Origin of the sequence: Pseudogemmobacter bohemicus, assembly GCF_003290025.1 — a bacterium.
Classification (GTDB): Bacteria; Pseudomonadota; Alphaproteobacteria; order Rhodobacterales; family Rhodobacteraceae; genus Pseudogemmobacter; species Pseudogemmobacter bohemicus.
The window spans coordinates 88543-113781 of record NZ_QNHG01000002.1; the positions used below are offsets into that span (position 1 = coordinate 88543).

At 65.5% G+C, this 25239-nt stretch carries 28 protein-coding genes and 1 riboswitch; of the genes, 14 read left to right on the forward strand and 14 right to left on the reverse strand.

The genetic code is table 11. The features are described from left to right. On the reverse strand, window positions 1-1017 hold the full coding sequence (cobW, locus tag DRF71_RS08440; RefSeq protein ID WP_112310149.1) for a cobalamin biosynthesis protein CobW: 1017 nt from the start codon (window positions 1015-1017) through the stop codon (window positions 1-3). A gap of 1 nt (window position 1018) precedes the next feature. Continuing rightward, complete coding sequence (locus DRF71_RS08445; protein WP_112310150.1) at window positions 1019-1369, reverse strand: DUF1636 domain-containing protein; 351 nt, start codon at window positions 1367-1369, stop codon at window positions 1019-1021. Window positions 1370-1476: 107 nt separating this feature from the next. Next, a riboswitch (cobalamin riboswitch) is annotated at window positions 1477-1683 on the reverse strand. A gap of 36 nt (window positions 1684-1719) precedes the next feature. On the opposite strand from DRF71_RS08445, the gene cobO reads away from it, so the two are divergent. The 8 genes from cobO to DRF71_RS08485 all read left to right on the forward strand — a co-directional run bounded on the left by cobO (window position 1720) and on the right by DRF71_RS08485 (window position 9352). Beyond that, on the forward strand, window positions 1720-2346 hold the full coding sequence (cobO, locus tag DRF71_RS08450; protein WP_112310151.1) for a cob(I)yrinic acid a,c-diamide adenosyltransferase: 627 nt from the start codon (window positions 1720-1722) through the stop codon (window positions 2344-2346). Next, a complete protein-coding gene (locus tag DRF71_RS08455) occupies window positions 2346-3806 on the forward strand; it encodes a cobyric acid synthase (RefSeq protein ID WP_112310152.1) in 1461 nt (486 codons plus the stop codon). Before cobO ends, DRF71_RS08455 begins: the two co-directional genes overlap by 1 nt. A gap of 36 nt (window positions 3807-3842) precedes the next feature. Next, entirely contained in the window at window positions 3843-5003 is a 1161-nt protein-coding gene (locus DRF71_RS08460) for an HPP family protein (RefSeq protein WP_112310153.1), read from the forward strand. 3 nt (window positions 5004-5006) lie between these two features. Continuing rightward, window positions 5007-5642 (forward strand): flavin reductase family protein, encoded by a 636-nt coding sequence (locus DRF71_RS08465; RefSeq protein ID WP_198672120.1) that lies wholly within the window; start codon window positions 5007-5009, stop codon window positions 5640-5642. Window positions 5643-5713: 71 nt separating this feature from the next. Further along, a complete protein-coding gene (locus DRF71_RS08470) occupies window positions 5714-6220 on the forward strand; it encodes a flavin reductase family protein (RefSeq protein ID WP_112310154.1) in 507 nt (168 codons plus the stop codon). Window positions 6221-7204: 984 nt separating this feature from the next. Then, window positions 7205-8551 (forward strand): hypothetical protein, encoded by a 1347-nt coding sequence (locus DRF71_RS08475; protein WP_112310155.1) that lies wholly within the window; start codon window positions 7205-7207, stop codon window positions 8549-8551. Beyond that, window positions 8548-9075: a DUF2249 domain-containing protein gene (locus DRF71_RS08480; protein ID WP_112310156.1), complete on the forward strand. Its 528-nt coding sequence runs from the start codon at window positions 8548-8550 to the stop codon at window positions 9073-9075. The genes DRF71_RS08475 and DRF71_RS08480 overlap by 4 nt, the downstream gene beginning before the upstream one ends. Next, window positions 9068-9352 carry a metal-sulfur cluster assembly factor gene (locus tag DRF71_RS08485; RefSeq protein ID WP_112310157.1) on the forward strand — a complete coding sequence of 95 codons (285 nt, stop codon included), beginning with the start codon at window positions 9068-9070 and terminating at the stop codon, window positions 9350-9352. The genes DRF71_RS08480 and DRF71_RS08485 overlap by 8 nt, the downstream gene beginning before the upstream one ends. Before the next feature lie 61 nt (window positions 9353-9413). Here DRF71_RS08485 and DRF71_RS08490 read toward each other — a convergent pair whose 3' ends face one another. Continuing rightward, on the reverse strand, window positions 9414-10619 hold the full coding sequence (locus tag DRF71_RS08490) for an NnrS family protein (RefSeq protein WP_112310158.1): 1206 nt from the start codon (window positions 10617-10619) through the stop codon (window positions 9414-9416). Between the two features lie 206 nt (window positions 10620-10825). Here DRF71_RS08490 and nirK point away from each other — a divergent pair, with 206 nt between their 5' ends. From nirK to DRF71_RS08510, 4 genes are all read left to right on the forward strand, one after another. Then, the gene (gene nirK / locus DRF71_RS08495; RefSeq protein ID WP_112310159.1) at window positions 10826-11950 is read left to right on the forward strand and encodes a copper-containing nitrite reductase; all 1125 of its coding nucleotides are present in this window, start codon (window positions 10826-10828) and stop codon (window positions 11948-11950) included. 83 nt (window positions 11951-12033) lie between these two features. Continuing rightward, window positions 12034-12861 carry an SUMF1/EgtB/PvdO family nonheme iron enzyme gene (locus DRF71_RS08500; RefSeq protein WP_112310160.1) on the forward strand — a complete coding sequence of 276 codons (828 nt, stop codon included), beginning with the start codon at window positions 12034-12036 and terminating at the stop codon, window positions 12859-12861. 106 nt (window positions 12862-12967) lie between these two features. Then, window positions 12968-13675: a Crp/Fnr family transcriptional regulator gene (locus tag DRF71_RS08505; protein ID WP_232831394.1), complete on the forward strand. Its 708-nt coding sequence runs from the start codon at window positions 12968-12970 to the stop codon at window positions 13673-13675. A 118-nt stretch (window positions 13676-13793) separates the two neighbouring features. Continuing rightward, window positions 13794-14231, forward strand: a complete 438-nt coding sequence (locus DRF71_RS08510; protein ID WP_112310161.1) for a pseudoazurin — start codon at window positions 13794-13796, stop codon at window positions 14229-14231. Between the two features lie 23 nt (window positions 14232-14254). On the opposite strand, the gene DRF71_RS08515 is transcribed toward DRF71_RS08510, so the two are convergent. Continuing rightward, on the reverse strand, window positions 14255-14920 hold the full coding sequence (locus tag DRF71_RS08515; protein ID WP_112310162.1) for an NnrU family protein: 666 nt from the start codon (window positions 14918-14920) through the stop codon (window positions 14255-14257). Window positions 14921-14952: 32 nt separating this feature from the next. Here DRF71_RS08515 and DRF71_RS08520 point away from each other — a divergent pair, with 32 nt between their 5' ends. After that, window positions 14953-15669: a Crp/Fnr family transcriptional regulator gene (locus DRF71_RS08520; RefSeq protein ID WP_112310163.1), complete on the forward strand. Its 717-nt coding sequence runs from the start codon at window positions 14953-14955 to the stop codon at window positions 15667-15669. On the opposite strand, the gene DRF71_RS08525 is transcribed toward DRF71_RS08520, so the two are convergent. Genes DRF71_RS08525 through DRF71_RS08550 form a run of 6 tightly spaced genes read right to left on the reverse strand, consistent with a single transcriptional unit; the run spans window position 15662 to window position 21048 of the window. Next, entirely contained in the window at window positions 15662-15898 is a 237-nt protein-coding gene (locus DRF71_RS08525) for a cytochrome C oxidase subunit IV family protein (protein WP_408634528.1), read from the reverse strand. The two genes, DRF71_RS08520 and DRF71_RS08525, sit on opposite strands and share 8 nt — an antisense overlap. A gap of 14 nt (window positions 15899-15912) precedes the next feature. Then, window positions 15913-16449, reverse strand: coding sequence for a cytochrome c oxidase subunit 3 (locus tag DRF71_RS08530; RefSeq protein ID WP_112310165.1), 537 nt, complete (start codon window positions 16447-16449; stop codon window positions 15913-15915). Continuing rightward, window positions 16449-18386 (reverse strand): nitric oxide reductase activation protein NorD, encoded by a 1938-nt coding sequence (locus tag DRF71_RS08535; protein WP_232831396.1) that lies wholly within the window; start codon window positions 18384-18386, stop codon window positions 16449-16451. Before DRF71_RS08535 ends, DRF71_RS08530 begins: the two co-directional genes overlap by 1 nt. Before the next feature lie 3 nt (window positions 18387-18389). Further along, window positions 18390-19205, reverse strand: coding sequence for a CbbQ/NirQ/NorQ/GpvN family protein (locus tag DRF71_RS08540; protein WP_112310166.1), 816 nt, complete (start codon window positions 19203-19205; stop codon window positions 18390-18392). A 4-nt stretch (window positions 19206-19209) separates the two neighbouring features. Next, the gene (locus DRF71_RS08545; protein WP_112310167.1) at window positions 19210-20583 is read right to left on the reverse strand and encodes a cbb3-type cytochrome c oxidase subunit I; all 1374 of its coding nucleotides are present in this window, start codon (window positions 20581-20583) and stop codon (window positions 19210-19212) included. A gap of 12 nt (window positions 20584-20595) precedes the next feature. Then, complete coding sequence (locus DRF71_RS08550; RefSeq protein WP_112310168.1) at window positions 20596-21048, reverse strand: c-type cytochrome; 453 nt, start codon at window positions 21046-21048, stop codon at window positions 20596-20598. A 141-nt stretch (window positions 21049-21189) separates the two neighbouring features. Between DRF71_RS08550 and DRF71_RS08555 the strand changes: the two genes are divergently transcribed. Beyond that, window positions 21190-21450 (forward strand): hypothetical protein, encoded by a 261-nt coding sequence (locus DRF71_RS08555; protein ID WP_112310169.1) that lies wholly within the window; start codon window positions 21190-21192, stop codon window positions 21448-21450. On the opposite strand, the gene DRF71_RS08560 is transcribed toward DRF71_RS08555, so the two are convergent. Genes DRF71_RS08560 through DRF71_RS08575 form a run of 4 tightly spaced genes read right to left on the reverse strand, consistent with a single transcriptional unit; the run spans window position 21442 to window position 25184 of the window. Continuing rightward, on the reverse strand, window positions 21442-22641 hold the full coding sequence (locus DRF71_RS08560) for an NnrS family protein (protein ID WP_112310170.1): 1200 nt from the start codon (window positions 22639-22641) through the stop codon (window positions 21442-21444). The genes DRF71_RS08555 and DRF71_RS08560 overlap by 9 nt on opposite strands. Further along, window positions 22638-23387 (reverse strand): ABC transporter ATP-binding protein, encoded by a 750-nt coding sequence (locus tag DRF71_RS08565; RefSeq protein WP_112310171.1) that lies wholly within the window; start codon window positions 23385-23387, stop codon window positions 22638-22640. Before DRF71_RS08565 ends, DRF71_RS08560 begins: the two co-directional genes overlap by 4 nt. Next, a complete protein-coding gene (locus tag DRF71_RS08570) occupies window positions 23384-24232 on the reverse strand; it encodes an ABC transporter permease (protein WP_198672121.1) in 849 nt (282 codons plus the stop codon). Before DRF71_RS08570 ends, DRF71_RS08565 begins: the two co-directional genes overlap by 4 nt. Further along, a complete protein-coding gene (locus tag DRF71_RS08575; RefSeq protein ID WP_112310173.1) occupies window positions 24210-25184 on the reverse strand; it encodes an ABC transporter substrate-binding protein in 975 nt (324 codons plus the stop codon). The genes DRF71_RS08570 and DRF71_RS08575 overlap by 23 nt, the downstream gene beginning before the upstream one ends. Between the last annotated feature and the right edge of the window lie 55 nt (window positions 25185-25239).

The following is a 25239-nucleotide window of genomic DNA, read 5'->3' on the forward strand; positions in this document are numbered from 1 at the left end:
TTATGCCCCAAGCGCCGCGCGGACTTCGGCGGCGTTGATATTGCCGTGTTCGGCAATCACCACCAGCTGCGAGCGGCGCGGGCTGTTGCCCCAGGCGCGGTCGAACTGATGGCGCACACGCGGGCCGACCGCCTGGATCAACAGGCGCAGCGGCTTGCCCTGAACCGCGACATAGCCCTTGACGCGCAGGATATTTTGCGACGCGGCCAGCGCGGCCACGCGGGCGGCCAGCGCCTCGGGATCGGTGATCTCGGGCAGGTCAACGACGATGGTGTCGAAATCGTCATGGTCGTGATCGTCCTCGCCATCGTGATGCGAGGGACGGGCGCCCAGGTCATCCTCGGCCGCCGCGCCGATCCCCAGCACCACACGGGCGTCGATCACGCCTTCGGTCAGCGGCAGCATCGGCAGCGGGCGGGGTGCCTCGGCCCCGATCACCGCCTTTGCTTTGGCAATGCCCTCATCCCCGGCGAGATCGGCCTTGGACAAAAGCACGATATCGGCGCAGGCGATCTGATCCTCGAACACCTCGGAAAGGGGCGTCTCGTGATCGGCCTCGCCGTCGCCGGGATGGGCCGGATCGGGCGCGAAAAGGCCCGCAGCCACGGCCTCGGCATCGGCAACCACAACCACCCCGTCAATGGTGATCTTTGAACGCAAGGCCGGCCAGTCAAACGCCTTCAGCAGCGGTTTCGGCAGCGCGAGGCCCGAGGTTTCGATCACGATATGATCCGGGCGCGGCTCCATCGCCATCAGCTTTTCGATCGAGGGGATGAACTCGTCGGCGACGGTGCAGCAGATGCAGCCATTGGTCAGCTCGAGGATCGCGCTTTCCGGGCAATTGGCATCCGCGCAATCGCGGATCAGGTCGCCATCGACGCCGACATCGCCAAATTCATTGACCAGAACCGCCAGGCGCCGACCGCCCGGGTTTTGCAGCAGATGCCGGATCAGCGTGGTCTTCCCGGCGCCAAGGAAGCCGGTGATGACGGTTACGGGGGTTTTCTCAAGTGACATGTCAGATCTCCATCGGAGGGATACGGGCGATTGTGTTCTTGCGGATGACCTCGGGCCGTTCGCGCCAGGGGACGATGCCATCCGGCGTCGCCGCAAAGGCGCGATACATGGTGACAAGGTCGTCCAGGTGCAGATCGGGGTCGAGACGGCCCTGCACATAGGTCCAGCGGCCGGGGCCGCGCAGCACCACGGCACAGCCGTTCGAACAGGCGGAAAGGCATTCCTGGCGGCGATGCGCCACGCCCCCGGCGCTCAGCGCATCGGAAAGCCGCGCACCGTCGCGCGGCGCTTCGGGGCTGCTGCCCGGCAATCTGCATGTGGTACAGACCACAAGCTCGGCTTCACCCGCCATCTGCCCCTCCGGCATGGCTCTGGCGGGCGGGGTGCAGGTGGCGCTGCGCGGGTCGCACGGCACAACCTGCGGCCACCCCGGCCGCCCGTTACGACTGATGCGCCACGGGGGCGGCACCGGCGCTGGCAGGTCTCCCGGCTTGCGGATTTCGGGGATACCCCCTGCGGGCGCCCTGCCTTCCCGGCCTGGCGGCCAGTGGCGGTTGGGCGACCTTTCCGGTCACGGTCGCGGGGGCGGCTGCGCCTGGGCCTTTCGGCCTGTCGCATTCCCTCTTCGCCTGCTGTATTGCAGGAACCAGCGATGGCCACAGCCAAGCCACCAGCGCCACAGAATGTCAAGCGAGGCCAGGAATGACTGACGCTCCCGATCCCATCTCCGAGACCGCGCGCCACGCCGCGAAAAAGGCGAAGATCAAGGCCGCGCGCGACAGGATGATGGCGGAAAAGACCGGCGAGAAGGGGCTGATCATCGTCCATACCGGGCCGGGAAAGGGCAAAAGCTCGTCGGCCTTCGGGATGATCCTGCGTTGCATCGCGCATGGGATGCCCTGCGGCGTGGTGCAGTTCATCAAGGGCGCGATGTCGACCGGAGAGCGCGATCTGATCCTGAAGAACTTTGGCGGACTTTGCCAGTTCTACACCATGGGTGAGGGCTTTACTTGGGAGACTCAGGATCTGGAGCGCGACCGTGCCGCCGCCGCCCGGGCCTGGGAAAAGGCGCAAGAGCTGATCCGGGACGAGCGAAACCGCATGGTGCTGCTGGATGAGATCAATATCGCGCTGCGCTATGACTATCTCGACCTCGGCGAGGTGCTGACATTCTTGCGTGATGAGAAACCGCCGATGACCCATGTTGTGCTGACCGGACGCAATGCAAAGCCGGAACTGGTGGAACTGGCCGACCTGGTGACGGAAATGGCGATGGTGAAGCACCCGTTCCGTGCCGGTGTGAAGGCCCAGGCGGGGGTTGAATTCTGATGCCTGACCAGACAGCCGGCCGCGCCCTGATGATCCAGGGCACCGGCTCGAATGTGGGGAAATCGCTGCTGGTCGCGGGGCTCTGCCGGGTGGCGCGGCGGCGCGGGCTGGTGGTGCGGCCCTTCAAGCCGCAAAACATGTCGAACAATGCCGCCGTGACGGTGGACGGCGGCGAGATCGGGCGCGCCCAGGCGCTGCAGGCGCTGGCCTGCGGGGTCGGGCCGCATAGCGATATGAACCCGGTTCTTCTGAAACCCGAGACCGATACCGGTGCACAGGTGGTGGTGCAGGGGCGTCGGCTGACTTCGGTACGGGCAAAGGACTATGCCGCCCTGAAACCAAAGATCGCCGAGGCCGTGCAGGAGAGTTTCCGGCGCCTGAAATCCCGGGCCGATCTGGTCATTGTCGAGGGCGCCGGCAGCCCGGCCGAGGTCAATCTGCGCCAGAATGACATCGCCAATATGGGCTTTGCTCTGGCCGCCGATGTGCCGGTGGTGCTGGCGGGCGATATCGACCGGGGCGGCGTGATTGCGCAGATCATCGGCACCCAGGCCGTGCTGGACCAGGCCGACAATGCGCAGATCGCGGGCTTTCTCGTGAACCGTTTTCGCGGCGACCCCTCGCTGTTCGAGGATGGCTACCGGCTGATCGCAGCCCGCACCGGCTGGCGCGGCTTTGGCGTGCTGCCCTGGTTTCGCGATGCGCGGCTTTTGCCGGCGGAAGATGCGCTGGATCTGGCACCTTCGGGCAACGGGCGAGTGAAAGTGGCCTGCCTCGCGCTGAGCCGGATCGCGAATTTCGACGATCTCGACCCGCTGAAGCTGGAGCCCGATCTGACGGTTCAGATGATCCTTCCCGGCCAGCCGATACCGGGGGATACCGATCTGGTGGTGATCCCCGGCTCGAAATCGACGCGCGGAGACCTCGCGTTTTTGCGCGAACAGGGCTGGGATATCGACATTCTGGCGCACCACCGGCGCGGCGGGCGGATCCTGGGCGTCTGCGGCGGCTATCAGATGCTGGGCCGCCAGGTCGCCGACCCGGACGGAATCGAGGGCGAACCGGGGGTGACGCCGGGCCTTGGCCTTCTCGATGTCGAAACGGTGATGAGCGGCGATAAAAGGCTGGCGCGGGTCACGGCCCGCCATGCCGCCACCGGCCTCGATGTTGACGGCTACGAGATCCATATCGGCGTGACCTCCGGCCCCGACCGCGCCCGCCCCTTCGCCTTTCTCGGCGATCAGCCGGAAGGCGCGCGCTCGGCGGATGGCCGGGTCGAGGGCAGCTATCTGCACGGGCTGTTCACCAGCGACGCCTTCCGCACCGCCTGGCTGAAACAGTTCGGCATCACCGCCGGCGCCACGCAATACAGCGCCGGGGTAGAGCAGATCCTCGACCGCCTTGCCGATCACATGGAAACCCATCTCGATTGTGACGGGCTGCTTGCGCTCGCCCGCTGATCGGGCAGAGTGGCCCGCGCAACAGGGAACCCGGCCATGAGATCATTTCTGAGGCAGACCCTCCGCCATGCCGGCCCTGCCATGGGGTTCACCGGCTGGACCGAGAGCCTTCGCGCCACCGCCGGCATGTTTGTCGGCATGGTGGCGCTGATCCTGTTTCTCAGCCCCGACCCGGGCGCCTCGGCCTGGGGTCTGTTTGTCATCGCGCCCTTCGGGGCCAGCGCGGTGCTTCTCTTCGCACTGCCGAACAGCCCGCTGGCACAGCCCTGGTCGGCGGTGGTGGGAAATGCGGTCTCGGCGCTGGTGGGGGTAGCGCTGGTGCTGACCATCGACGTGGCGGATCTGCGGGTGGTGCTGGCGCCGGCGCTGGCGGTTCTGGCCATGCATCTGTGTCGCGCGCTGCATCCGCCTGGGGGCGCCGTGGCGCTGGCCACCGTGCTGTCCCCGCATGCGGCCGAAGAGCTGGGCTTCCTTTATGTACTGATGCCGGTAGCGCTAGGCACAGCGGCGCTGGTGCCGGTGGCGGCGCTTGCGGCGGCGATGACCGGCCGGCGCTATCCCTTTCGCCAGCCCAGCCAGCCCGGCCCCCAGGGCACCACCGATCCGCGCCCGCTGGAACGCCTTGGCGTCTCGCGCGCCGAACTTGCCGGGCTTTTGCAGGATTTCCGCCAGAGCGCCAATATCGGCGTTGAAGACCTTGCGCGGCTGATCTCGGCTGCCGAGCTCCTTGCGGCGCAGCACCATTCCGAGGGCGTCACCTGCGGCGAGATCATGTCGCGCGACCTCGTGACCGTGCGCCCCGATACGCCTTTGACCGAGGTGGCCGCGATCTTTCGCAGCCGGGGTTTCACCTCGTTGCCGGTGGTCGAGGCCGATGGCAGCTATAAGGGCGTGATCTTCCAGATCCACCTGATCCGGCGCGGTGTCGAAGAGGCACAGCTGCGCGGCACCCGCTTTGTTGCCGGCCTTGCGCGGATGCTGGGCGCCGGCGGCAGTCCTGTCGTCAGGGCCCGCGATGTGATGGACCCGCATGTGCCGGTGCGAACAAGTGAGACGCCGATCCACGCGCTGCTGCCGCTGCTGGCCGAAGGGCCGAATGACGCGGTGCCCATCCTTTCGGGCGCGCGCATCGCCGGTATCGTCACCCGCACCGATCTGATTGCCGCGCTGGCCCATCAGCGCAAAGAGGAGGGCTGAGCCTTGCATTTCGATCTGGACAGCACAGGACCCGGCATCGCCTATAAGCTGCTGGTCGCGACCGTCATGCCGCGCCCCATCGCCTGGGTGGTGACGAAATCCGCCGCTGGCATCGTGAACCTCGCCCCGTTCAGCTTTTTCAACGTGATGGGGGATGAGCCGCCGACCGTCGTACTGGGGATCAGCCCGGGCCGCGATGGCGGGCTGAAACATTCGGCGCAGAATATCCTGGACAGCGGCGAATTCGTGGTGAACCTGGTGCCCTTCGCGCTGGCCGGAGCGATGAACCTGACCTCGATCGACGCGCCCGCCGGGGTCAGCGAGGCAGAGCTTGCCGGCCTTGATCTGACGCCATCGGCCAAGGTCGCCCCGCCCCGGGTCACCGCCAGCCCGGTCGCGCTGGAATGCCGGCTCTCTCACCGGCTGGATACCGGGCCGCGCCAGATGCTGCTGGTGGGCGAGGTGCTGTCGATCCATATCGAGGACCGTTTCGTGCTGAATGCCGCGCGCGGCCATGTCGATACGCCGGGGCTTGATCTGGTTGGTCGCTCTTTTGGCGCAGATTATGTGCGCACAGGCGAGGTCTTCAGTCTGGAGCGCCCGCTCTGGCGGGATTACACCCCGAAAGACCGCGCCTGAGCCGCAATTTTCGCTGGCTTTCCTCGCCGGTGCGATGCAATGTAATTGTACAAACGTACAGGAGTCTGAGAATGGACCCGGAACTGCGCAGATGCTTTGTCGAAGGCATGAGCCGGGCGGCGACCTTTGTTGCCGTCGCCACCACCGATGGCGAGGCCGGGCGCTTTGGCGTGACGATCTCTTCGCTGACCTCGGTTTCGGCGGATGGCGACCATCCCTCGCTGCTGGCCTGTATCCATCACCGCAGCTCGACCGCGACAGCGATCCTGAAGAACCGCGCCTTCTGCGCCAATCTGCTGCATGAGGGCCAGCATGAGGTCGCCAATATCTTTGCCGGCCGCAGCGGTATGGCCGATCATGGCGAGCGGTTTTCCCAGGTGCCCTGGCAGCCCGGCAATCTGGGTCAGCCCAATATCGCCGGCGCAACGGCCGTGTTCGAATGCCGCCTTGCTACCGCGCTATACTGGGAGACCCATCATATCTTTGTCGGCCATGTCGTGGGCGTCACCCTGTCCGGGGATCCGGCAGCGCTGCTTTATGGCCAGCGGGCCTATCGCCGGGCTGTGGATATCAGCTGAGCCGCGCGGCGAAGCACCGCGCAACGCAGATGGCAGGCCTGCCGCGACAGCGCGGCGCTTCTGGTGGCGCTGTCCGCTCGGCTGGCTGAACGGCACACCCCCGTTTCACCTTTCGTCGCGCCCTGCGGTTGCCCGCCTGGAAACGCGGCTGATGCCCGGGTCTGGAACCAGACAGACTTCCCTCAGGTATACCCGTGCCGCGCTGGAAAGGGTCGACCGGGCTATCGGCATATCCCGCCTGTCGATGCTTGACCTCAGCCGCAGCTTTGGGACCCTCAGCCCTGTGCCACCGGCGTCGCGGATGGTGAACGGATTCCAGGGCGGAAACCGGAAACGGCCATGGCCGCGGTGATTGGGAGCCGCGCCATTGTCGCAACTGCGCCGCTCCCGACCAGAGCGATTATGGTGATCACCCGATCCGCATTTCAATCGCAGCAACAGAAGGGCGGAATGCCGTGCCACTGCCAGCGGCCGGCATCTTTCCAGATCTCTCCGATGTCGAAAGCCGCCCTGCCATTCCGTTTCCGGATATTGGGCTTTGTCGGGCGTGCAGCCCCTGCCGGTCTATGTGAGATCTGTGTAAGGACGGCCCGCCCCCCGGTCCGATTTCGGCGCGGCGAAACAGTCCTGGGGCGGGGCCACGTCAACACGCCCGCACGCGCCATTGCGGGGCAAGACCCACTACATGGGTTACGCAGATCAGGGCCATGATGGGTCTGAATGCGCCAGGCGGGCGCTATCCGTTTCGCGCACGGATCAGGGCCGGTGCCGGTATCGCCAAAATCGTTGATGCGGGCACCTGCCGCTTTGCCGGGAGAGCCCGTCAGACTATCCCGCCCCGGCGCGGTTCCCCCGTCTTTCATCCCCTTGCCCGGAGACGCCGGGACATGCGGAAGCCGGCGCTCTTGCGCCCCTGTTTGATGCGGCGCAATGACGCTCCTTCGCATCCCTGTATCTTCGGGTCTGGATTTCCGAGGGATCAGGATGCCGGGAAAGTCACTTTCACCCTGGACGCTGAGCTGGTTCGGCAGCGCGATGATCGCCCTTTTGCTGGCGCTTGTGCTGGCGCTGGCGGCGGGTATCGGCCCGGAGGATTTCGACCGGCCGGAGGCGCTTGCCATCGTGCATCTCTTTGCGCTTGGCTGGCTGGCGCAGGTCATGCTGGGGGCACTGGTGCAATTCGTGCCGGTGCTGGCCGCGCGCCCGCTGGCCTTTTCGCGCCTTGCCCTGCCGGCTTTGCTTGCCTCATCGCTTGGCACCCTGGCACTGGCGGGCGGCTTTCTCAGCCTTGACGGTTATGAGATCGCCCGGCCCTTCTTTCTGCTGGGGCCGGTTGCCCTGGGCCTGGGCTTTGCGATGCTGGCGGTGATGATCCTGGCCACACTGGTCACCCGGCAAACCCTGCGCCTGCCAGAGGTCAGGATGGTGCTTGTCGCGCTGGCGGGGCTCGCAGGTCTCTGGCTCAGCGGGGCCGCGATGGTCTCGACCCTTGCCGGCAGCCGCGTTGCTGTCGATCTGAGCCAGGCACTGCCCCTGCATATGCTGTTCGGCATTGGCGGCTTTCTGACCTTTGCGGCTTTCGGGGTCAGCTACAAGCTCTTTGCTATGTTCCTGCTGGCACCCGAAGCGGCCAGCTGGCAGCGCCGCGCGGTGTTTGCGCTGGCCGCAATGATGGCAGGGCTGATGCTGACCGGACTTTTGATGCTGGCGGGTGATGCCGGCATAACGCCCCTGCTGATCGCGGTTTGCGGGATCTCGCTGGCAGGAGCCGCGCTTTATCTCGATGATGTCCGGCGGCTCTGGCAGGCGCGCAGGCGCGCCCATCCCGAGCTGAACATGTCCTGGAGCCGGATGGCGCTTGGCTTCCTCGCGCTTTCCGTGCTGCTTTTGCCCTTCGCGATCTGGCAGGGCGGCGCGCTGGCCCGGGCCAGCGTCTTCGCGGCGCTTGTCGGCTGGCTGTCAACGCTGACCCTCGCGCAGATGATCCGCATTACCGCCTTTCTGACCTGGATCCAGATCTTCGCGCCGCTGATCGGGCGGCGCAAGGTTCCGACCGTGCAAAGCCTGACCCATCCGCGCCGCGCAGGCCTCGCGCTGACGATCTGGAGCCTCTCTGCCGCGATCGGCACGCTTTCGCTGGCGACCGGCTTTCACGCGGGCTTCCGTCTCGCGCTTTGCGGCCTGTTGATTGCCGCAACGCAGATCCTGTGCGAGCTGGTGGCGATCCGCAGCCTCTCGCATTTGCCCGCACCCGAGCGCCCGGGCCTCCTGCCGCCCCTTATCCTGCCCGCCTTCCTGAAATCCCAGCACTCCGCAGAGAACCAGATATGACAACGCCCCCTCCCCATGAGCTTGATGTCCGCCCGATCCTTGCGCAAGGCGAAGAGCCTTTCGGCGCCATCATGGCGGCGATTGATGCGCTTCAGCCCGGCCAGGCACTCAGGATGCTGGCACCGTTCCGGCCGGCGCCCTTGTTCAATGTCATGGCCAATCGCGGCTTTGACTGCGCCGACCGGCGGCGCGAGGATGGCGTCTGGGAAGTGACCTTCACGCCGCAGGGCAGCGGCCCTGCCGATGCGGGCATGGCGCCCGGGTCGGCGCCCGGAGCAGGCTTCTGGCCCGACCCGGCGCTGGTGCTGGAGCTGATCGGGCTGGAGCCGCCGGAGCCGATGGTGCGTATTCTGGAGGAGGTCACCATGCTCGAACCCGGCCAGGTTCTGTTTGCGCTGCTCGACCGCGAGCCGATGTTTCTCTTCCCCGAACTCGCGCAGCGCGGCCATGAATGGGCGGGGAATTACGCGGCTGATGGCCAGAGTTATCGGCTGATGGTGCGGGCGGGGGCGAAGGATGACTGACATCGCCGCCGGATTGGAACAGGCTTTGCGCGGGGTCTGCGACCCCGAAACCGGCCGCGATCTGATCGCGATGGGCATGATTTATGAGGCGCGCATCGTAGGGGTCTCTGCCCATGTCACCATGACCACCACCACGCGCGGCTGCCCTTTGACCGAAATGCTGCGCCTCGGGGTTGAGGCGGCGGTGCTGGCGGTGCCGGGGATCGAGGCAGCCGAGATCCGCCTCAGCTGGGACCCGCCCTGGACGCCGGAGCGGATGGAGCCTCTGCCATTCTGAGACATCTGGCATTCTGAGACAAAAGGGCAGCAGAAGCTGCCCTTTTTGGCTCATGCCCGGATCAGGCCCCCTCACCGCGTGGCTTCCTGCGGACCCGGATCAGCATCGGGCCATATTCCAGGATGAAGAGGGTAAAGGCGAGGATCCAGAGCGCGCCCGAGGCCTCCATCACGCCGGGCCAGCCGGTCAGATCCGCCAATGGTCGCGCCAGTGCCGCCGCAAAAAGGCTCAGGTAAGAGGCGATGGTCAGGCCTGTGGCTGCCAGCGGCCTGCCGGTATGGCCCCGCGTCGCCCGCGTCATCACCGCCAGCATCATAGTGGCGATCACCCCCACCGTCAGCACATGCAGCGCCGAGACCGGCTGGATCATCCCGAGCGCGGCAAGCGCAATGGAGACGAGGCCAAGCGGCACGAAAGCATAGGCGAGATGCAGCACCATGAGCAGCCATTCGCCCGTAACCGACACCCCGCGCCAGCGTGCCAGCCGCGCCACGTTCAGGGCCGCTGCGACCAGCGCCGGACCCGCGATCAGCCGCTCTTCCGGCGCAAAGACCCAGGCCACCAGCGCCCCGACCGAAAAGACAATCACCCCCATGTCAAAGCGGTTATAGGCCACCGGCAACAGCGTCGCCCCCCGCTGGTTCAGCCAGTTGCGGGTAAAGCTGGGGATGATGCGGCCGCCGATGATCAGGATCAGGGCGACATAACCCGCCACCGCTCCGCGCAGCCACAGATGCGGATCGCCCCCCAGATGCAGCGAGACATGAAAGCCCAGATTGCCGAGACTGATGGCGAAGACCCCTGCCAGCACCTTCAGGTCATTCCATTTGCGGCCCCGGATGATCTCACGCGCGCAAAGGGCCAGGAACACCGGCAGGAAGGCTGCATCCAGCAATGAGGCCGCAAGCGTGCCCGTGACACCCGCGCAGGCCATCGCGATCCGACCGGCCAGCCACAAAGCCACCAGCCCGATCAGCGGGCGGCCTGAGACCGGCAGGCTGCCGGTCCAGTTCGGGATTGCGGTCAGCAGGAACCCCGCCAGCACCGCAGGCGCAAAGCCGAAGACCATCTCATGGGCGTGCCACAAGGGCGCGCCGAAATCGCCGCCCAAAGGCAGGCCCCGCGCCAGCGCGAGGATCCAGAGCAGCATGGTCAGCACCGCCCAGACTGCTCCGCCAAGAAAGAACGGGCGGAACCCATAGGACCAGATCGCAAATCCGTCCTGTTTCAGGCCGCGCGGAATACGGGGGCGTTTTGGTGAGATCATGGCGTTGGTTCTTTCGGGGACCTGGGCGATTTGTCCAAGAGCTAGAGCGGAAATCTCTCTGCTCTTTGTGCTGCCGCAAGCAACGGAGCATTTCGCCACCTGGCATTTGATCCGGCTCAACGAAGGGGGGGCAAGACCAGGGCATGATTGGCTCAACCGGATCAGAACCGGAAGCAATTCAGTGACATGAGCGAAAGGAACCAGCCATGCCCACCCTGCCCGTAAGCCGCCGCACCATCCTTGCAGGCGCCGCCATTGCAGGCGCGATGACCCAGATCCGCCAGGCCGCGGCCGAGACGAAAGAGGTGCTGACCCCGGCAGCCGCGACCGATATTTCCAGCCTGCCGCGCGTCAAGGTCAAGCTGGTCGATCCGCCCTTTGTCCATGAACATGAACAGGTGGCAACCGGCGGCCCGAAAGTGGTCGAATTCGAGATGACCATCATCGAGAAGAAGATCACCCTTGACGATTCTGGCGCGACCTACTGGGCCTCGACCTTCAACGGCACGGTGCCGGGCCCGCTGATGGTGGTGCATGAGGGCGATTATGTCGAACTGACGCTGATCAACCCCGACACCAATGAGCTGATGCACAATATCGACTTCCACAGCTCGACCGGAGCGCTTGGCGGCGGGGCGCTGACCCAGGTGAATCCGGGCGAAAAGACCGTTCTGCGCTGGAAGGCCACCAAGCCGGGCGTCTTCGTCTATCACTGCGCCCCTCCGGGCATGGTGGCCTGGCATGTGGTCTCGGGGATGAATGGCGTGATCATGGTGCTGCCGCGCGACGGTCTGAAAGGCCGCGAGGGCGAGCCGGTGAAATATGACAAGGTCTATTATGTCGGCGAACAGGATTTCTATGTGCCGCGTGATGAGGCCGGCAACTGGAAGCAATATGACAGCCCCGGCGAAAGCTATGAGGATGTGCTGGCCGTGATGCGGACGCTGACGCCGACCCATGTGGTCTTCAATGGCGCGGTGGGGGCGCTGACCGGCGATAATGCGATGACGGCGAAGGTCGGCGAGACGGTCGCCTTCATCCATGGCCAGGCAAACCGCGACACCCGGCCCCACCTGATCGGCGGGCATGGCGATTATGTCTGGGCCACCGGCAAGTTCAACAACCCGCCCGAGCGCGGTCTGGAAACCTGGTTCATCCCCGGCGGCACGGCTGGCCTGATGGTCTATACTTTCGAGCAGCCCGGCATCTACGCCTATGTAAACCACAATCTGATCGAGGCTTTCGAGCTTGGCGCCGCCGCCCATGTCGTGGTCGAGGGTGAGTGGAACGACGACCTGATGATGCAGGTCCTGGCCCCCGGCCCGATCTGATCACGGGCCGATCTGAGCCGCAACCGCCCCCCCCCCCGCTGCGCAGATCTTGCGCAGCGGGACGTTCTGACGGGAGATCTGCCATGCAAATCAGCACCATATTCCTCTCGGGCCTCGTGACCGCCCTTGCGGGCACATTGCAGCTTGTGCTGCCGGGAACGGCCAGTGAACCCTTGCCCGAGGGGCCATTCTCGCCAGCTGTGGTGCGGCTGGAGCCAGCGCCCTTTGAGCATCGCATCGACGGCGACTGGCAAAGGAATGGTCTCGCGGTGGATGCACCGCTGGCTGTCGTCTCGATCCCGGCCCCGGTTGAGATCATGGCCATGCCGGTCAGCCATGGCGACTGGATGGATTGCGTGGCGGCAGACGCCTGCGCGGCCCCCGGCCAGATCGCCGCCACGCCTGATCTGCCGGTCACGGCGGTGAACTGGTATGACGCGCAGGCCTATGCCACCTGGCTCTCTGAGCAGACCGGCGAGACCTGGCGGCTGCCTTCGGACGTCGAATGGGCCCATGCGGCGGCGGAACTTTTCCGCGATGATGCGCTTGGGGTCGAAAGCGATCCCGCCAACCCATCTGTGCGCTGGCTGGCGGAGTACCAGGTTGAATCGGCACGCTCACGCGATCTGGACCGCGAGATCCGGCCTGTCGGCAGTCTGAACGTCAATTCGCTGGGCGTGCATGATATCGGCGGCGCGGTCTGGGAATGGACCTCGACCTGTCTGCGACGGGGCGAGATTGACGCAAGCGGCACCATCCTGCGCGAAACGGAAAGCTGCGGCATCTATATCGCCGAAGGGCTGCACCGCGCCGCGATCATTGATTTTGTCCGCGATCCGAAATCGGGCGGCTGCTCGGTCGGCGTGCCGCCGACCAATCTGGGGTTCCGGCTGGTGAGAGAGACCCGTTGATCGCTGGCTGGCCTGCCGGGAAGCCTCCGGCGGGAGTATTTTCGTCAAGAGGAATATCAATGCTTTGCTTTCACCTCATTTTGCGGCACCGAAGGGAAAGGTCCGGGTGAAAGCGCAAAGCGTGGCGATCGACATCTCTCTTGTGCGAAATCTTCCCTTGTTCCGGCAGATGGAACCGGCGGCGCTGACGCGTCTGATGACGCGCGCCACGCCGGTCAGGATCCTGCAGGGCGATACGGTTTTCGAGCAAGGCGGCGAGGCGGTGGCCTTTTACCTGCTTTTGCATGGGCGGCTCAAGGTCAGCCAGGTCACGCCTGACGGCCAGCAGGTCATGGTGCGGGTGGTCCATCCCGGTGACCTGTTCGGCTTTGCCCGGGCGCTGGCGCGGCCCGATTATCCCGGCACCGCAAAGGCTGCGGTGGAATCGCTGGTGATCTCCTGGCCGATGGCCGACTGGGATGCGGTGGTCGAGAACAATCCCCGCCTTGCGATCAATGCGATGCAGACCATCGGCCAGCGGCTGGATGAGGCCCATACGAGGCTGCGCGAGATGTCGACCCAGGAGGTCGAGCGCCGCGTCGCCCATGCCGTTTTGCGCCTGGCCGAAAAGGCCGGCCGGATCGAAGAGGCAGGCACCCGCATCGACTTTCCCATTACCCGCCAGGACATTGCCGAGATGACCGGCACCACGCTGCATACCGTTTCCCGGCTCCTGTCGGCCTGGGAGGCGCGCGGGCTGGTCGAGGGCGGGCGCCAGAAGCTGACCGTTACCGATGCCGAAGGGCTGGCGAAAATCGCCGATCCCGAGGAGTAAGGCGGCGCGGCAAAGATGTTTTCTGCTCTTTGCGATATCGCAAAGTGCGCGCGGCAGAATCGCCCTAGATCTGGTCTCAACGGATCGGAACCCCGGTCCGCATGACCGGAGATCTGATATGAAACTTGCCACCCTTCTCGCCGCTCCCGCTTTCGTTCTTGCGCTGGCAGGGGCAGGCTTTGCCGCCGAACACGAAGTCCTTATGCTGAATAAGGGCGAATCCGGCACCATGGTGTTCGAGCCCGCCTTCGTGAAGGCTGAGCCCGGCGACACCATCAATTTCATCCCGACCGACAAGAGCCACAACGTCGAGGCGCTCAAGGACATCCTGCCCGAAGGGGTCGAGGTCTTCAAAAGCAAGATCAGTGAGGCATATACGCTGAACGTCACCGAAGCCGGGCTCTACGGTGTGAAATGCACCCCCCATTTCGCCATGGGCATGATTGCGCTGATCCAGGTCGGTGATGCGCCAACCAATCTCGATGCTGCCAAAACTGCCAAGCTGCCGAAAAAAGCGCGTGAGCGGATGGACGCTGCAATCGCCCAGGTTCAGTGACCTGACAGCCCCTTTGCCCGATCTCAGGGCAAGGGCGACACCCCGATGACATGCGGATGGGCGGCAAGCACGGCCGCCCATAGTGCTGCGAAAGCCAGCAGGCGGGGCAGCGTCACGGCAGGCAGCAGCCGCAGGGGGCGCGGCAGGTTTGAGGTGCCATGGGCCAGGCGATGCCACTCTGCCTCCCCCATTTCACGGCGGCGGCGGCGGTCCAGCATACCCATCCCGATGAGGCAGAAACCCGCGAACCCGCCGAAGAGGATCACATGCGCCAGATCGCCATTCACCAGAAGATGGGCCACCGACCACAGGAACAGCGCCCACAAAAGCGGATGGCGCGCAAAGCCCGCAATACCGGGACGTGCCGGGTCAAAGCCGGCGCGGCGCCCGCCGAAGCTCAGCGGATTGGGGCTGCCCACAGCCAGCACCAGGATCAAAAGGGCGACCGGCATCAGCATATTGGTCGCCCATCGCATCCAGGGATATTGCGGCCAGACCCCGACATAGGGCGCACGTCCCGCCGCGATCACCACCCAGACCAGCACCGCCAGCGAAAGGATACCAAAGACCGCACTATATCCCGCCCGCCCCAGAACCACCTTGCCCCGGGTCTTGACCACTGGCACGGCGGGGATCGCATGGCTTGCGAAGAAAGCCGCCAGTGCCAGTGCAAAGTTCAGCCAGTCCATATGTCATCTCCCTACCCGAAAGGCCGAACCGGATGCGCCCGCCTCTGACCCCGCTCCATCGCAGGATCGCCTGCCAGTCGCGGCTCTTTTCCAGCCTGCCGCCCGGGATTGCCGGACGCCTGCTGGACGGCGCGCATGTCAGAAAGCTCCGGCGCGGGCAAGCGCTGTTCCATCACGGCGATACGGCGCAGGCGATCCATATCGTGACCGAGGGCTGGGTGAAGCTTTACCGGATCGCGCCGAATGGCACAGAGGCGGTGGTCGGCGTGATGACGCGCGGCCAGAGCTTTGGCGAACCGATCGCGCTGCGCCGCGCGGCCTATCCGGTCTCGGCCGAGGCGACAACGGTGGCCGAAGTGCTGGCAGTTCCCGCGCAGGGGTTCCTTGATCTTCTCCACGCCCATCCCGAAACCGCAATCTCGGTTCTGTCGGCGACGTTCCTGCATCTGCAAGGGCTTGTGGAACAGATCGAGCAGCTGAAGGCCCGATCCGGCGCGCAAAGGGTGGCGGAATTCCTGCTGGAGCTGTGCCCCGAAGGTGCGACCACCGCCACCGTCACCCTGCCCTATGACAAGGCGCTGATTGCCGGACGGCTGGGGATGAAACCCGAGAGCCTCAGCCGCGCCTTTGCCCGGCTGCGCGATTTCGGGGTAAGCGTGACCCAGACCAGCGCCGCAATTGCCTCGGTGACCGCGCTGCAGGCGCTGGCCCATAATGACGGCTCGGGCGCGCTCAGCCGCGCTATCTGAGGGTAAGCACATAGCCCGCTCCGATCAGACATAGCCAGAACCCGACCGGCAGGGTGAAGGCCGCAAGCCAGCCCGGCGGCGCCTCAAGATGCAGGAAGCGGCCAAGGATCAGCCGCGCCTTCAGAAAGGCGAGCAGCAGCACAAGGATCACCGCCAGCGGGCCAGAGACACCGGCAAGCGCCGTGGTGGCTGCGGTCAGCGCGATCAGCAGGGCCCAGGTTCTGGTCAAGGGGTCCATGCTATTCACCAGATCAGCCAGATTGCGGGCAGGATCAGCACCCAGACCAGATCCACCATATGCCAGAACATCGCGCCGGCCTGCACCGGCTCGGGCTGCGCGCGGCACGCGACCAGCAGCAAAACCACAACGCCCGCGACGACATGGGCGGCGTGAAACCCGCTGAGCAGGTAGTAAAAGGTAAAGAACGGATGGCTTTCGATGCCGATACCGGCCTGAATGTCGCGGGCATATTCCACGCCCTTCACGATCAGAAAGATCACACCCCCCAGGGCCGCCAGCAAAAGCCCGCGCCGCGCTTTTGCCGCCTGGCCCGCGAAGGCCGCCCGTTCGGCCCGGGCGGCAAAAAGGCCCGAGGTCACCAGAACGACCGTGTTCAGCGCCGCCGCCCGCCCGTCAAGCTGGGCCTGCGCCTGCGCAAAGCCCTCTGGGTCCATCAGACCCAGTACCACCATGACCGAGACCCCGGCCATGAAGACCGCCAGCTCTGACGCGATCAGGATCCAGAGGATCAGTTCGCCCGGCAGATCGTCCACCTTCATCACAGCACCAGCTGGCGGTAGATTTCGGGCAGCGCGGTGACCAGGCGGTCGGGTTCGCGGATCACCTGGAAACCGCCCTGGCCAAAGATCTTCGGGAACCAGCTTTGCGCATCGCGGTCGATGGTGATGCCGAACACCGCATGTCCCGCGCGTCTTGCTTCGCGCACGGCCATGGCGCTGTCCTCGATGCCGTGGCGGCCCTCGTAATGGTCGAGGTCATTGGGCTTGCCGTCAGTGATCACGATCAGCAGCCGGCGCGAGCGGCCTTCTTCCGCCAGCCCCTTTGCGGCATGGCGGATCGCGGCGCCGAGGCGGGTGTAGAAGCCCGGGCGCAAAGCGTGGATGCGGGCCTCGATCCCCTGCCCCATCGGCTCGTCAAAGCCCTTGCAGTCATGGATCCAGACCCGGTCGCGTTTCAGCGAGGAAAATCCCTGAATGGCAAAGCGGTCACCGCAGGCGTCAAGCCCCCAGGCCAGCGCGGTCAGCGCCTCACGCGCGATGTCGATCACCGCGCGGCCCGTGACCGCGCTTTCGGTCGAGCGTGAGACATCCATCAGGATCGACACCGCCAGATCGCGGTTTTCGGGGCGCGACTGCTGCCAGATCCGGTCCGATCCGCGCCCGGTTGCCCTGAGGTCGGTGAAACTGCGCAAAGCCGCATCAAGATCGAGATCCTCGCCATCGGGCTGGGCATGGTGGATCAGCTTCGCCGGGCGCAGCGCCTCAAACTGGCGTTTCACAGCACGGATGCGCTTGCGGGCGGCGCCATCGGTGATGCCCTGCCAGCCGGGCACCGGCTCGGTGGGCGTCGCCAGCACGCGGCAGTGATCGGGCAGCCAGGCCCCGCTGCGCGCATCCCATTCGGGATAGGTCGAAACGCCTGCGATACGCTCACGATCCACATCCTCGGGGGCGAGGTCGAGATGCAGTTTCAGCTTCGTCGCCGGGGCCTGAGAGAGCTGACCGAGCACGATTTCCTCGTGGTCCTCCGCCGCCTTCTTCGCATTGTCGAGATCGTCATCCTCGACCCGGCGATTGATGTTCATCATCTCGGCCCAGGTCAGCATGGCCTCGAATTTGTAGAGGATCAGGCTGTCTTTGCGTTCGGCCTGATCGGCCTTCATCCGCCGCGCCTTGCGGGCGGTGCCGTCACCGGATTCCTCGGGCGTGCCCTCGGTCGGCAGCGTCGCCACCTCGGTCGGATTGCCGCGTGCAAGCGCCCTGAGATCGGGCCAGAACGGCACCGGCAGGAAGGGGCGATAGCCTTTCGGCGCCTGCCAATGGGCGGGCATGTCGTCGTAATGCCGCAAAAGATCGGGTTCGGGCGCGGCGGGGCCCCCAAGCAGGTGACGGATCAGGGTCTCGATATGCGCCTCGGTGCCGCGCAACACGGGGCGCTGGCGCAAAGCGAGATGCGCCGCGCGAAGCCGGGCATGGACGGCGCAAAGACCCGGGGCGGCGGCCAGTGTCGCGCGGGTCATGGCCATGCCCGCCCGGATCGCCGCCAGATCGGCGCGCAAAGGGTCGTTTTCCAGCGCAATCTCGGGGGCATGGGCGGCGGCGGCGGCCAGCCAGAGATAGAGCGTCTCATTGTCTTCGCGATTGGAAAAGGCCGCAATCTCAACCGGAAGGCGCAGCGCCTCGCCGTCGAAACTGGCACGGGGCAGCTGTTCCGCATCAAAGGCCAGCCAGCGCCGCCAGGAGATCCGGTGGCGCGAGGTTTCATCCGCCACCGGTTTCAGTTCGACATCCGCATCGCCGCCAAGTCCACGAAACAGCACTGCGATCCGGCCGCGCATCTCGTCAAACCGCACCGCCGCCTCTGGGAAGCGGACGGGCGGGTCCATGCGGGCGGCCAGCCGGTGCCAGACCTTGCCGACGGTTTCTTCCGGCTCCCACAATGTGAAGTCATGGGGCGTGATGTCGGGATGTGCCACGGCTTACCCCACCACTGCCACGACCAGATCCATCAGGCCACGGCGGGTGTCGGGGTCATCGGTCAGCGGCTCGATCATCGCGGCGCGGATGGCACGGTTCAGGTCCATGCCGCCTGCGATCAGGGTTGCGGCATAGACGACGAGGCGGGTGGAAACGCCCTCCTCCAGGTCCTGGCCTTTCAGCCCGCGCAGCTTGCCCGCAAGCCTGACCAGCAGCGATACGCGCCCCTCATCAAGGCCGCTTTCACGCATCACCACCGCACTCTCATGCGCCGGTTTCGGGAAGGTGAACTCGACCGAGAGGAACCGCTGCCGCGTCGAAGGTTTCAGCGTTTTCAGGATGTTCTGGTAGCCGGGGTTGTAGCTTGCCACCAGCATGAAGCCGGGCGCGGCCTGCAATTCCTCGCCCGTCCGGTCAATGGGCAGAATGCGGCGGTCGTCGGTCAGCGGGTGCAGAACGACGGCCACGTCTTTCCTTGCCTCGACCACCTCGTCAAGGTAGCAGATCGCGCCTTCGCGCACAGCGCGGGTCAGGGGGCCATCGACCCAGGACGTCTCGCCCCCTTTCAGGAGATAGCGCCCGATCAGATCGGCGGCGGAGAGGTCGTCATGGCAGGCGACCGTATAAAGCGGACGCCCCAGTTGCGCGGCCATATGGGCGACAAACCGGGTCTTGCCGCAGCCGGTCGGGCCTTTCAGCAAAAGCGGCAGGCGGTTGGCGAAAGCAGCGGCGAAAACATCGCATTCATCGCCCTGCGCGAGGTAGAAGGGGGCCTGAGCCCCCTCCCCATGTTTCCTGGTCGCAAGATTGCCGTCCATGGGATCACTCCGCTGCATGTTTGATGACAGGGCCGGGTTCGATGATCTCGCGGCGGCGCGGCACCAGCAGCGCATAGATCAGGATATAGACCCCGATCACCACCGCGACGCCCGAGCCAAGCCGCATCCAGTAGAAGAGCGCGATCTGGTCCTGCACCTCCATGTAATACTGGCCCATGACACGTTGCAGATGGGTCTGGATGGTGCCCGCGAAGGTCAGCACAAAAGTCATAAAGACCATCCCCGCCGAGGTCAGCCAGAAGCCGACCATGTTCAGCACCTGGTTATAGGGGTCGCGCTGTCTCAGGATCGGCAGCGCATAGGTGAAGAGCGCGAGGTTGACGCAGACATAGGCGCCGTAGAAGGCCAGGTGCCCGTGGGCCGCCGTCACCTGCGTGCCGTGGGTATAGTAGTTCACCCCGTGCAGCGTGTGCAGAAAGCCCCAGACACCGGCACCGAAGAAGGCCAGAACCGAACAGCCGAGGCTCCACAGGAGGGCGGCCTTGTTCGGGTGATCGCGCCGCCCCTTCCAGACCATCACGAAGGCGAAGGCCATCATCGCAAAGAAGGGCACCACCTCGAAGGCAGAGAAGATCGAGCCGATCCATTGCCAGTAGCCGGGCATCCCGATCCAGAAATAGTGGTGACCAGTACCGAGAATGCCCGAGAAGAGCGCGGTGGCGACAATGACATAAAGCCATTTTTCCACGACCTCACGGTCAACCCCCGTCAGCTTCAGCATCAGGAAGCCGAGGATCGAGGCCATGATCAGCTCCCACACGCCTTCGACCCAGAGATGGACGACGTTCCACCAGTATTGCTTGTCGAGCGCGAGGTTGTCGGGATTGTAGAAGGAGAAGAGGAACAGAAGCGCCAGGCCCCAGAGGCCGATCAGCATGATCGTGGAGATCACCGTCTTGCGGCCTTTGGCGACCGTCATGGTGACGTTCCACAGGAAGATGAGTGCTGCGACAACGATGCCCGCTTTGACCCATTTCGGCTGTTCGAGGAACTCGCGACCCTCACGGCCCAGAAGGAAATTGCCCTCGAAAAGGTTGAAGAGATAGGTGACGACGACGCCCGCCGTGCCAATGACCAGAATGGCCAGCTGGATATAGGCGGCTTTCACCGAGTGGATTTCGCGTTCGGCCTCTTCCGGGATCAGGAAATAGGCCGCGCCGAAGAAACCCGTGAGCAGCCAGACGATCAGCGAATTGGTGTGCAGCATCCGCGCCACCGAGAAGGGCAGCACTTCCGCGAGGAAGTTGGGCTGGACATAGATATAGCCCAGCACGACGCCCATCGTCACCTGCACGGCGAAAAGGGCCAGCGCGACCAGGATATAGGCCAGCGCGATCTTTTGGGATTGGTATTTCATCTGCTTGGCTCCTTAACCGGCATCATTCGGGGGCCAGCCCTGGGTGTTGATCTTGCCCGTCCACAGAAGGAAATCGGTCAGCCCCCGGATGTCTTCGTCCGAGAGGTTGAATTGCGGCATCTGGCGGCGGCCCTCGACGCCCGAGGGCTGGGCTTCCATCCAGCCTTTCATGGTCTCGAATGCGGCTTCGGGATCGTCTGCGACGCCCCAGCGGGCCATGACATTGCCGACCTCGGGGGCGAAATAGGCGCCTTCCCCAAGGATCGAATGGCAGTTCACGCAGGCCTTCTTTTCCCAGACATGTTTGCCGCGCGCGACGGATTCGGTGATCCCGGCATGGTCGGTCGAGACGTTCACGATGTACCAGTGGCCATGAATGAACAGGCCGATGAAGATAAGGATGAAGAACAGTGACCCGCCATAGAAGATGTTCCGGGCCATGCTCTTCGTCAGGACTTCGCGCATGGCGAGGGTCTCCCGGAGCTGTTGGCGTTGGAACCGGCTTGCGCCCTGGAGGCGAGTCTCACCTTAACAAAAGTCAAGGATGCGGGATTTCGCGCGTGGCAAAACCGGACGGGCAGGAAGATGTCGGCAAAGGGGGCCAGAATGGGACAGGAGAGCAACCAGAGATCTGCCCCATATTGGAGCGCGGGAAAGCTCGCGGTTCTGCTTTACGTCTTTGCGGCGGCAGCGGTGGCGATCAATCTCTTCATGCTGGGGCTGTTGTTGCAGGCCTTCGGCTTCACCGCACTGTCGCCGGTGTCCGCATTGATGGCCGCGGGCCCGCTGGGGGTTCCGGCGGCCTGGGCGGCGGGCCGGTGGGTGCGCCATTTGCTGGATGAGGCGGACCAGAAGCCCTCAGTGTAGCTGCCCCAGCGTCGCAGGATCGCGCAAAGCGGGCCAGTAATCCCAAAGCCACAGCAGAAACCCCGCAGCCCAGGCCAGCGCGGCAAAGCCGTGCAGAGGGCCGGGAGGCCAGGGCAACAGCCCCATTTCCGGCAGCGCCCTGAGGCAGGTGGCAAGGGCGATCAGCGCGAAACCCGCCCTGGTGCGGCGTGAAAGCCCCAGCCCCTGGCCGGTGTGAAACCGCCCCGCAATCGCCAGCACCGCAAGCACACCAAGGCCAGGCCCCCCCATCACCACCAGATGCAATGCCGCCGTCTCAGACCAGGATGCGCCAAGCCTGGCAGCCCCAAGCGCCAGCATGCCAGCCCCCGAAAAACCCGCCGCCGCCATCAGCCCGATGATCTCACAGCGAAAGGCGGCGCGGCCGATGAATCCCTCTGCCATCCGCTCCATGAACGCGGCCCCGGCCCCCAGCCAGAGATAGCCGGTCACGGCAGGCGTGGCCCCGGTCAGCTCGGCCAGGAGCGCCAGCGCCACCAGCCCCGGCGCGAGGTTCAGCCGCCCCGGATGCGGGCGGAAGGGCGATGCGCGGCCGCTCGGGTCCAGCACCTCATTGGTGACGGGAACCGTGATCCGCGCCAGCGCGAGCGCGAGCAGGCCAGCAAAAAGAAATCCCGCAAGCCTGATGAGGCGCGAAGCCGCCTCTGCCTCGCCCAGGGCCATCTGAACCCTCGCCCAGAGCGCGAGCGCCGCCAGCGCCAGCACCCAGCCGGTGAAGGAAAGCACCCGGTCCGTGCGCTTTTTCCAGGACAGCGCCAGCAGATAGCAGGGCAGAAACCCAAGCCAGATCAGATCGGCAATCGCTGCGGGCCAGATCAGCAGATCCGCGCCTGTCAGCCCGCAAATCCGTGCAAATCCCCAGGCGGCGACCAAAACCCAGAGGCTCCGCCCTTGCAGGCGCGGCGTGTCGGTCCATTCCGGGGCGGCGGTGGTCAGAAAGCCGATCAGCGCCGCGCCCCAGGCGCCGAAGACCATCTCGTAGCCATGCCAGATGCCGGGCGGCAGATCGCGCGCGAAAGGCAGCTCAAACGACCAGAAGAGCACCCAGACCAGCGGCCAGAGACCTGCATGCAGCGCCGCCAGCGGGAAGAAGATGCGAAACCCCTCATCCGAGAGGATCCGGTGCAGCGGCGGATGCGTGCCCTGGCTCATGGCCGCAGCCTTTCATCAAGATCGTGGATATGGGCAAAGAGCGGATCCTCGCCAAGAAAGGCCTCGCGCTGCGCGAAGACCGAAGGCTCGCTGCGGGTGGCGGGATCGCCTGCGATGATCCGCTCGCCCGTGATGCCCTGGCCCATGGGATCAAGGACAAGGATGCGGTGGCTGATGCGGATCGCCTCCATCAGATCATGGGTGATGAAAAGCGCGCTGAACCGGGCCGCGGCGGCGGCGGCGATCACCAGATCCTGCATCCGCCGCTTCAGCGCGACATCCAGCGCGGTGAAGGGCTCGTCAAAATAGAGGAAATCCGGCTCGGTGACGAGGGCGCGCGCAATGGCGCTGCGCTGGCGCATACCGCCGGACAGCTCGACCGGGTATTTGTCCAGGTCTTCGGGCATCAGGCCAGCCGCAAGCGCCGCCGCAAGCACCCGGCTCACGCGGGTTTCGCGCGGCACATGCGCCATTTTCAGCGGGAAGGCGATATTCCCGGCGACGGTCGCCCAGGGCATGAGGCGCGGCTCCTGAAACACCATTGCGTGGTGGCGGTAGCCGCGCGTGATGCGCCCGCTGCGGGGCGTGATCAGCCCCGCCGCGATATGGGCGATGGTGGATTTCCCGGATCCCGAGGGGCCGACGAGCGAGACGACCTCGCCCTCGCCAATCGAAAAACCGATCCCGTCCAGCACTTTGCGCCCGAAATAGGAATGGCTCACGCCCTGCAATGTCAGAAGGCTCAATGCTTTACCCCCCAGGGCCGGGCGGCCTCGCGCCAGCGTTCCAGCTCGGCCTGGATCGGGCGCAGCACTGCATATTCCGCAACGATCAGCACCGCGACCGCCAGCAAAACCCAGGCCATGGCGCCCGAGATATCCAGCATCGACCGCGCACGGGCCAGCGCGCCGCCGACCCCACCAGCGTTTGACAAAAGTTCCGCCATCACCGCCACCTTGAAGGCCGATCCAAGCGCCAGCACCAGCGCAGGCAGCAGATGCGCCGCGATCTGGCGGCTGGCGATATGGGTAAAACGGCGGATCGGGCCGGCACCAAACACCTCTGCCATGGCGTCAAGGCCCCGGTCGCGGGTGGTGACGCCCTCGACCGCGCCCATGAAGACGACCGGCGTGCCCGAGATCACGATGGTCAGCGCCACCGTCATCATCGAGGCCCCGAACCAGATAATCGCCAGCACGATCCAGGCAATCGGCGGCACCCCGATCACCACTGTCAGCACCGGGCGTGACAGGCGCAGAATGGCGGGGGAATAGCCGGCGATCACCCCCGCGACGGTGCCGATCACTGCGGCCAGCGCGAAACCAAGCGCGGCCCGCAGGCTGGTCAGCCATAAAAGCGCCTGCGCCTCACCCTCCCGGATCAGCGCCGAGGCGGCTTGCAGCGTCTCAAGCGGCGCGGGCAGGATGAAACTGCCATAGGCCTCATGCCCCAGCTGCCACAGTGCCGCGAGCAGGCAAAGCCCGGCCAGCCCCGCCCAGGCGGACCAGAGGAAGCGGCCAAGGCGGGACAGACGGTCGGTGACGGCGCGGATCATGGATTGTGACGGGTTACAAAGCGTAGAAAGCGTCATCCGGCAGCGTGCCGCCGATGATCGCCGCATCGCTCGCCGCCATCAAAGACAGCATGGCCTCGATCTGCGCCCGCGCCGCAGTTGCGGGCCGCGCCACCAGGTTTGATCGCGGGATCGACGCTGCAAGGATCGGCGCGGGCAGGTTCAGGGCGCGCGCGGCCTGTTGCGCGGCCTCTTCCGGCGCGGCATTGACCGAGGCTGCCGCCAGGGAAAGCGCCGCCTGCAAGGGGGCGATCAGCTCGGGCGCGCGCTCCAGAAAGCCGGGCGTCACCGCCAGCCCCGCCTGCGGGATCACCGCGCCATGGCCAGAAATCGCCCCCCATTCCACCTGGAGATCGACCGCGCGGGCAAACACCTTTCCGACCTTCGCGCCCATGATCTCAACCCCGCTTGAAGCGGGCTCCGACAAGAGCGCCGCGTCGATGCGCCCGGTCAGCAAAAGCTGCGCGGCCTCGATCGGGCTGCCGACCGCCACCTGTTCGATCTGATCCGCCACACTGTGATGCGCCAGCACGGCGCGCAGGATGAAATCCGGGGTGTCATTGACGAAGGGCACCGCGAGGCGTTTGCCTTTCAGCGCTGCGACCCCGGAAACCCCTTCGGGCGCCATGATCGTCATCAGCCCGTCGGTCATCACATTCACCAGCCTGAGCCCGAGGCCCCGGTTGTAAAGATTGGCCGCCGCCTGGACCGGCACGACCGAAAGCTCCATCGCGCCCGAGGTCAGCCCCGCCCGCAGTTCATCGGGATTGGTCCAGGTGGTGAGCGTCACCTCCTCCGCCAGATCCTTCAGGAACCCCGCTGCCACCGCATGGGCCAGCGTGATCGAAGGCCCGGCGGGCGGGCCGTAAAGCGCCAGCTGCCGGGGCCGCGCCCTGAGGATCGACGGCGCGGCAAGGGCGGCCAGAAAGACCGTGTTACCTAGGAAAAAGCTGCGGCGGGTGAGGGACATGATCAGGCCTCCGGTTCAGGTGAGGGCGTGCGGGGCCGGCTGGGGCCGCCCCCCG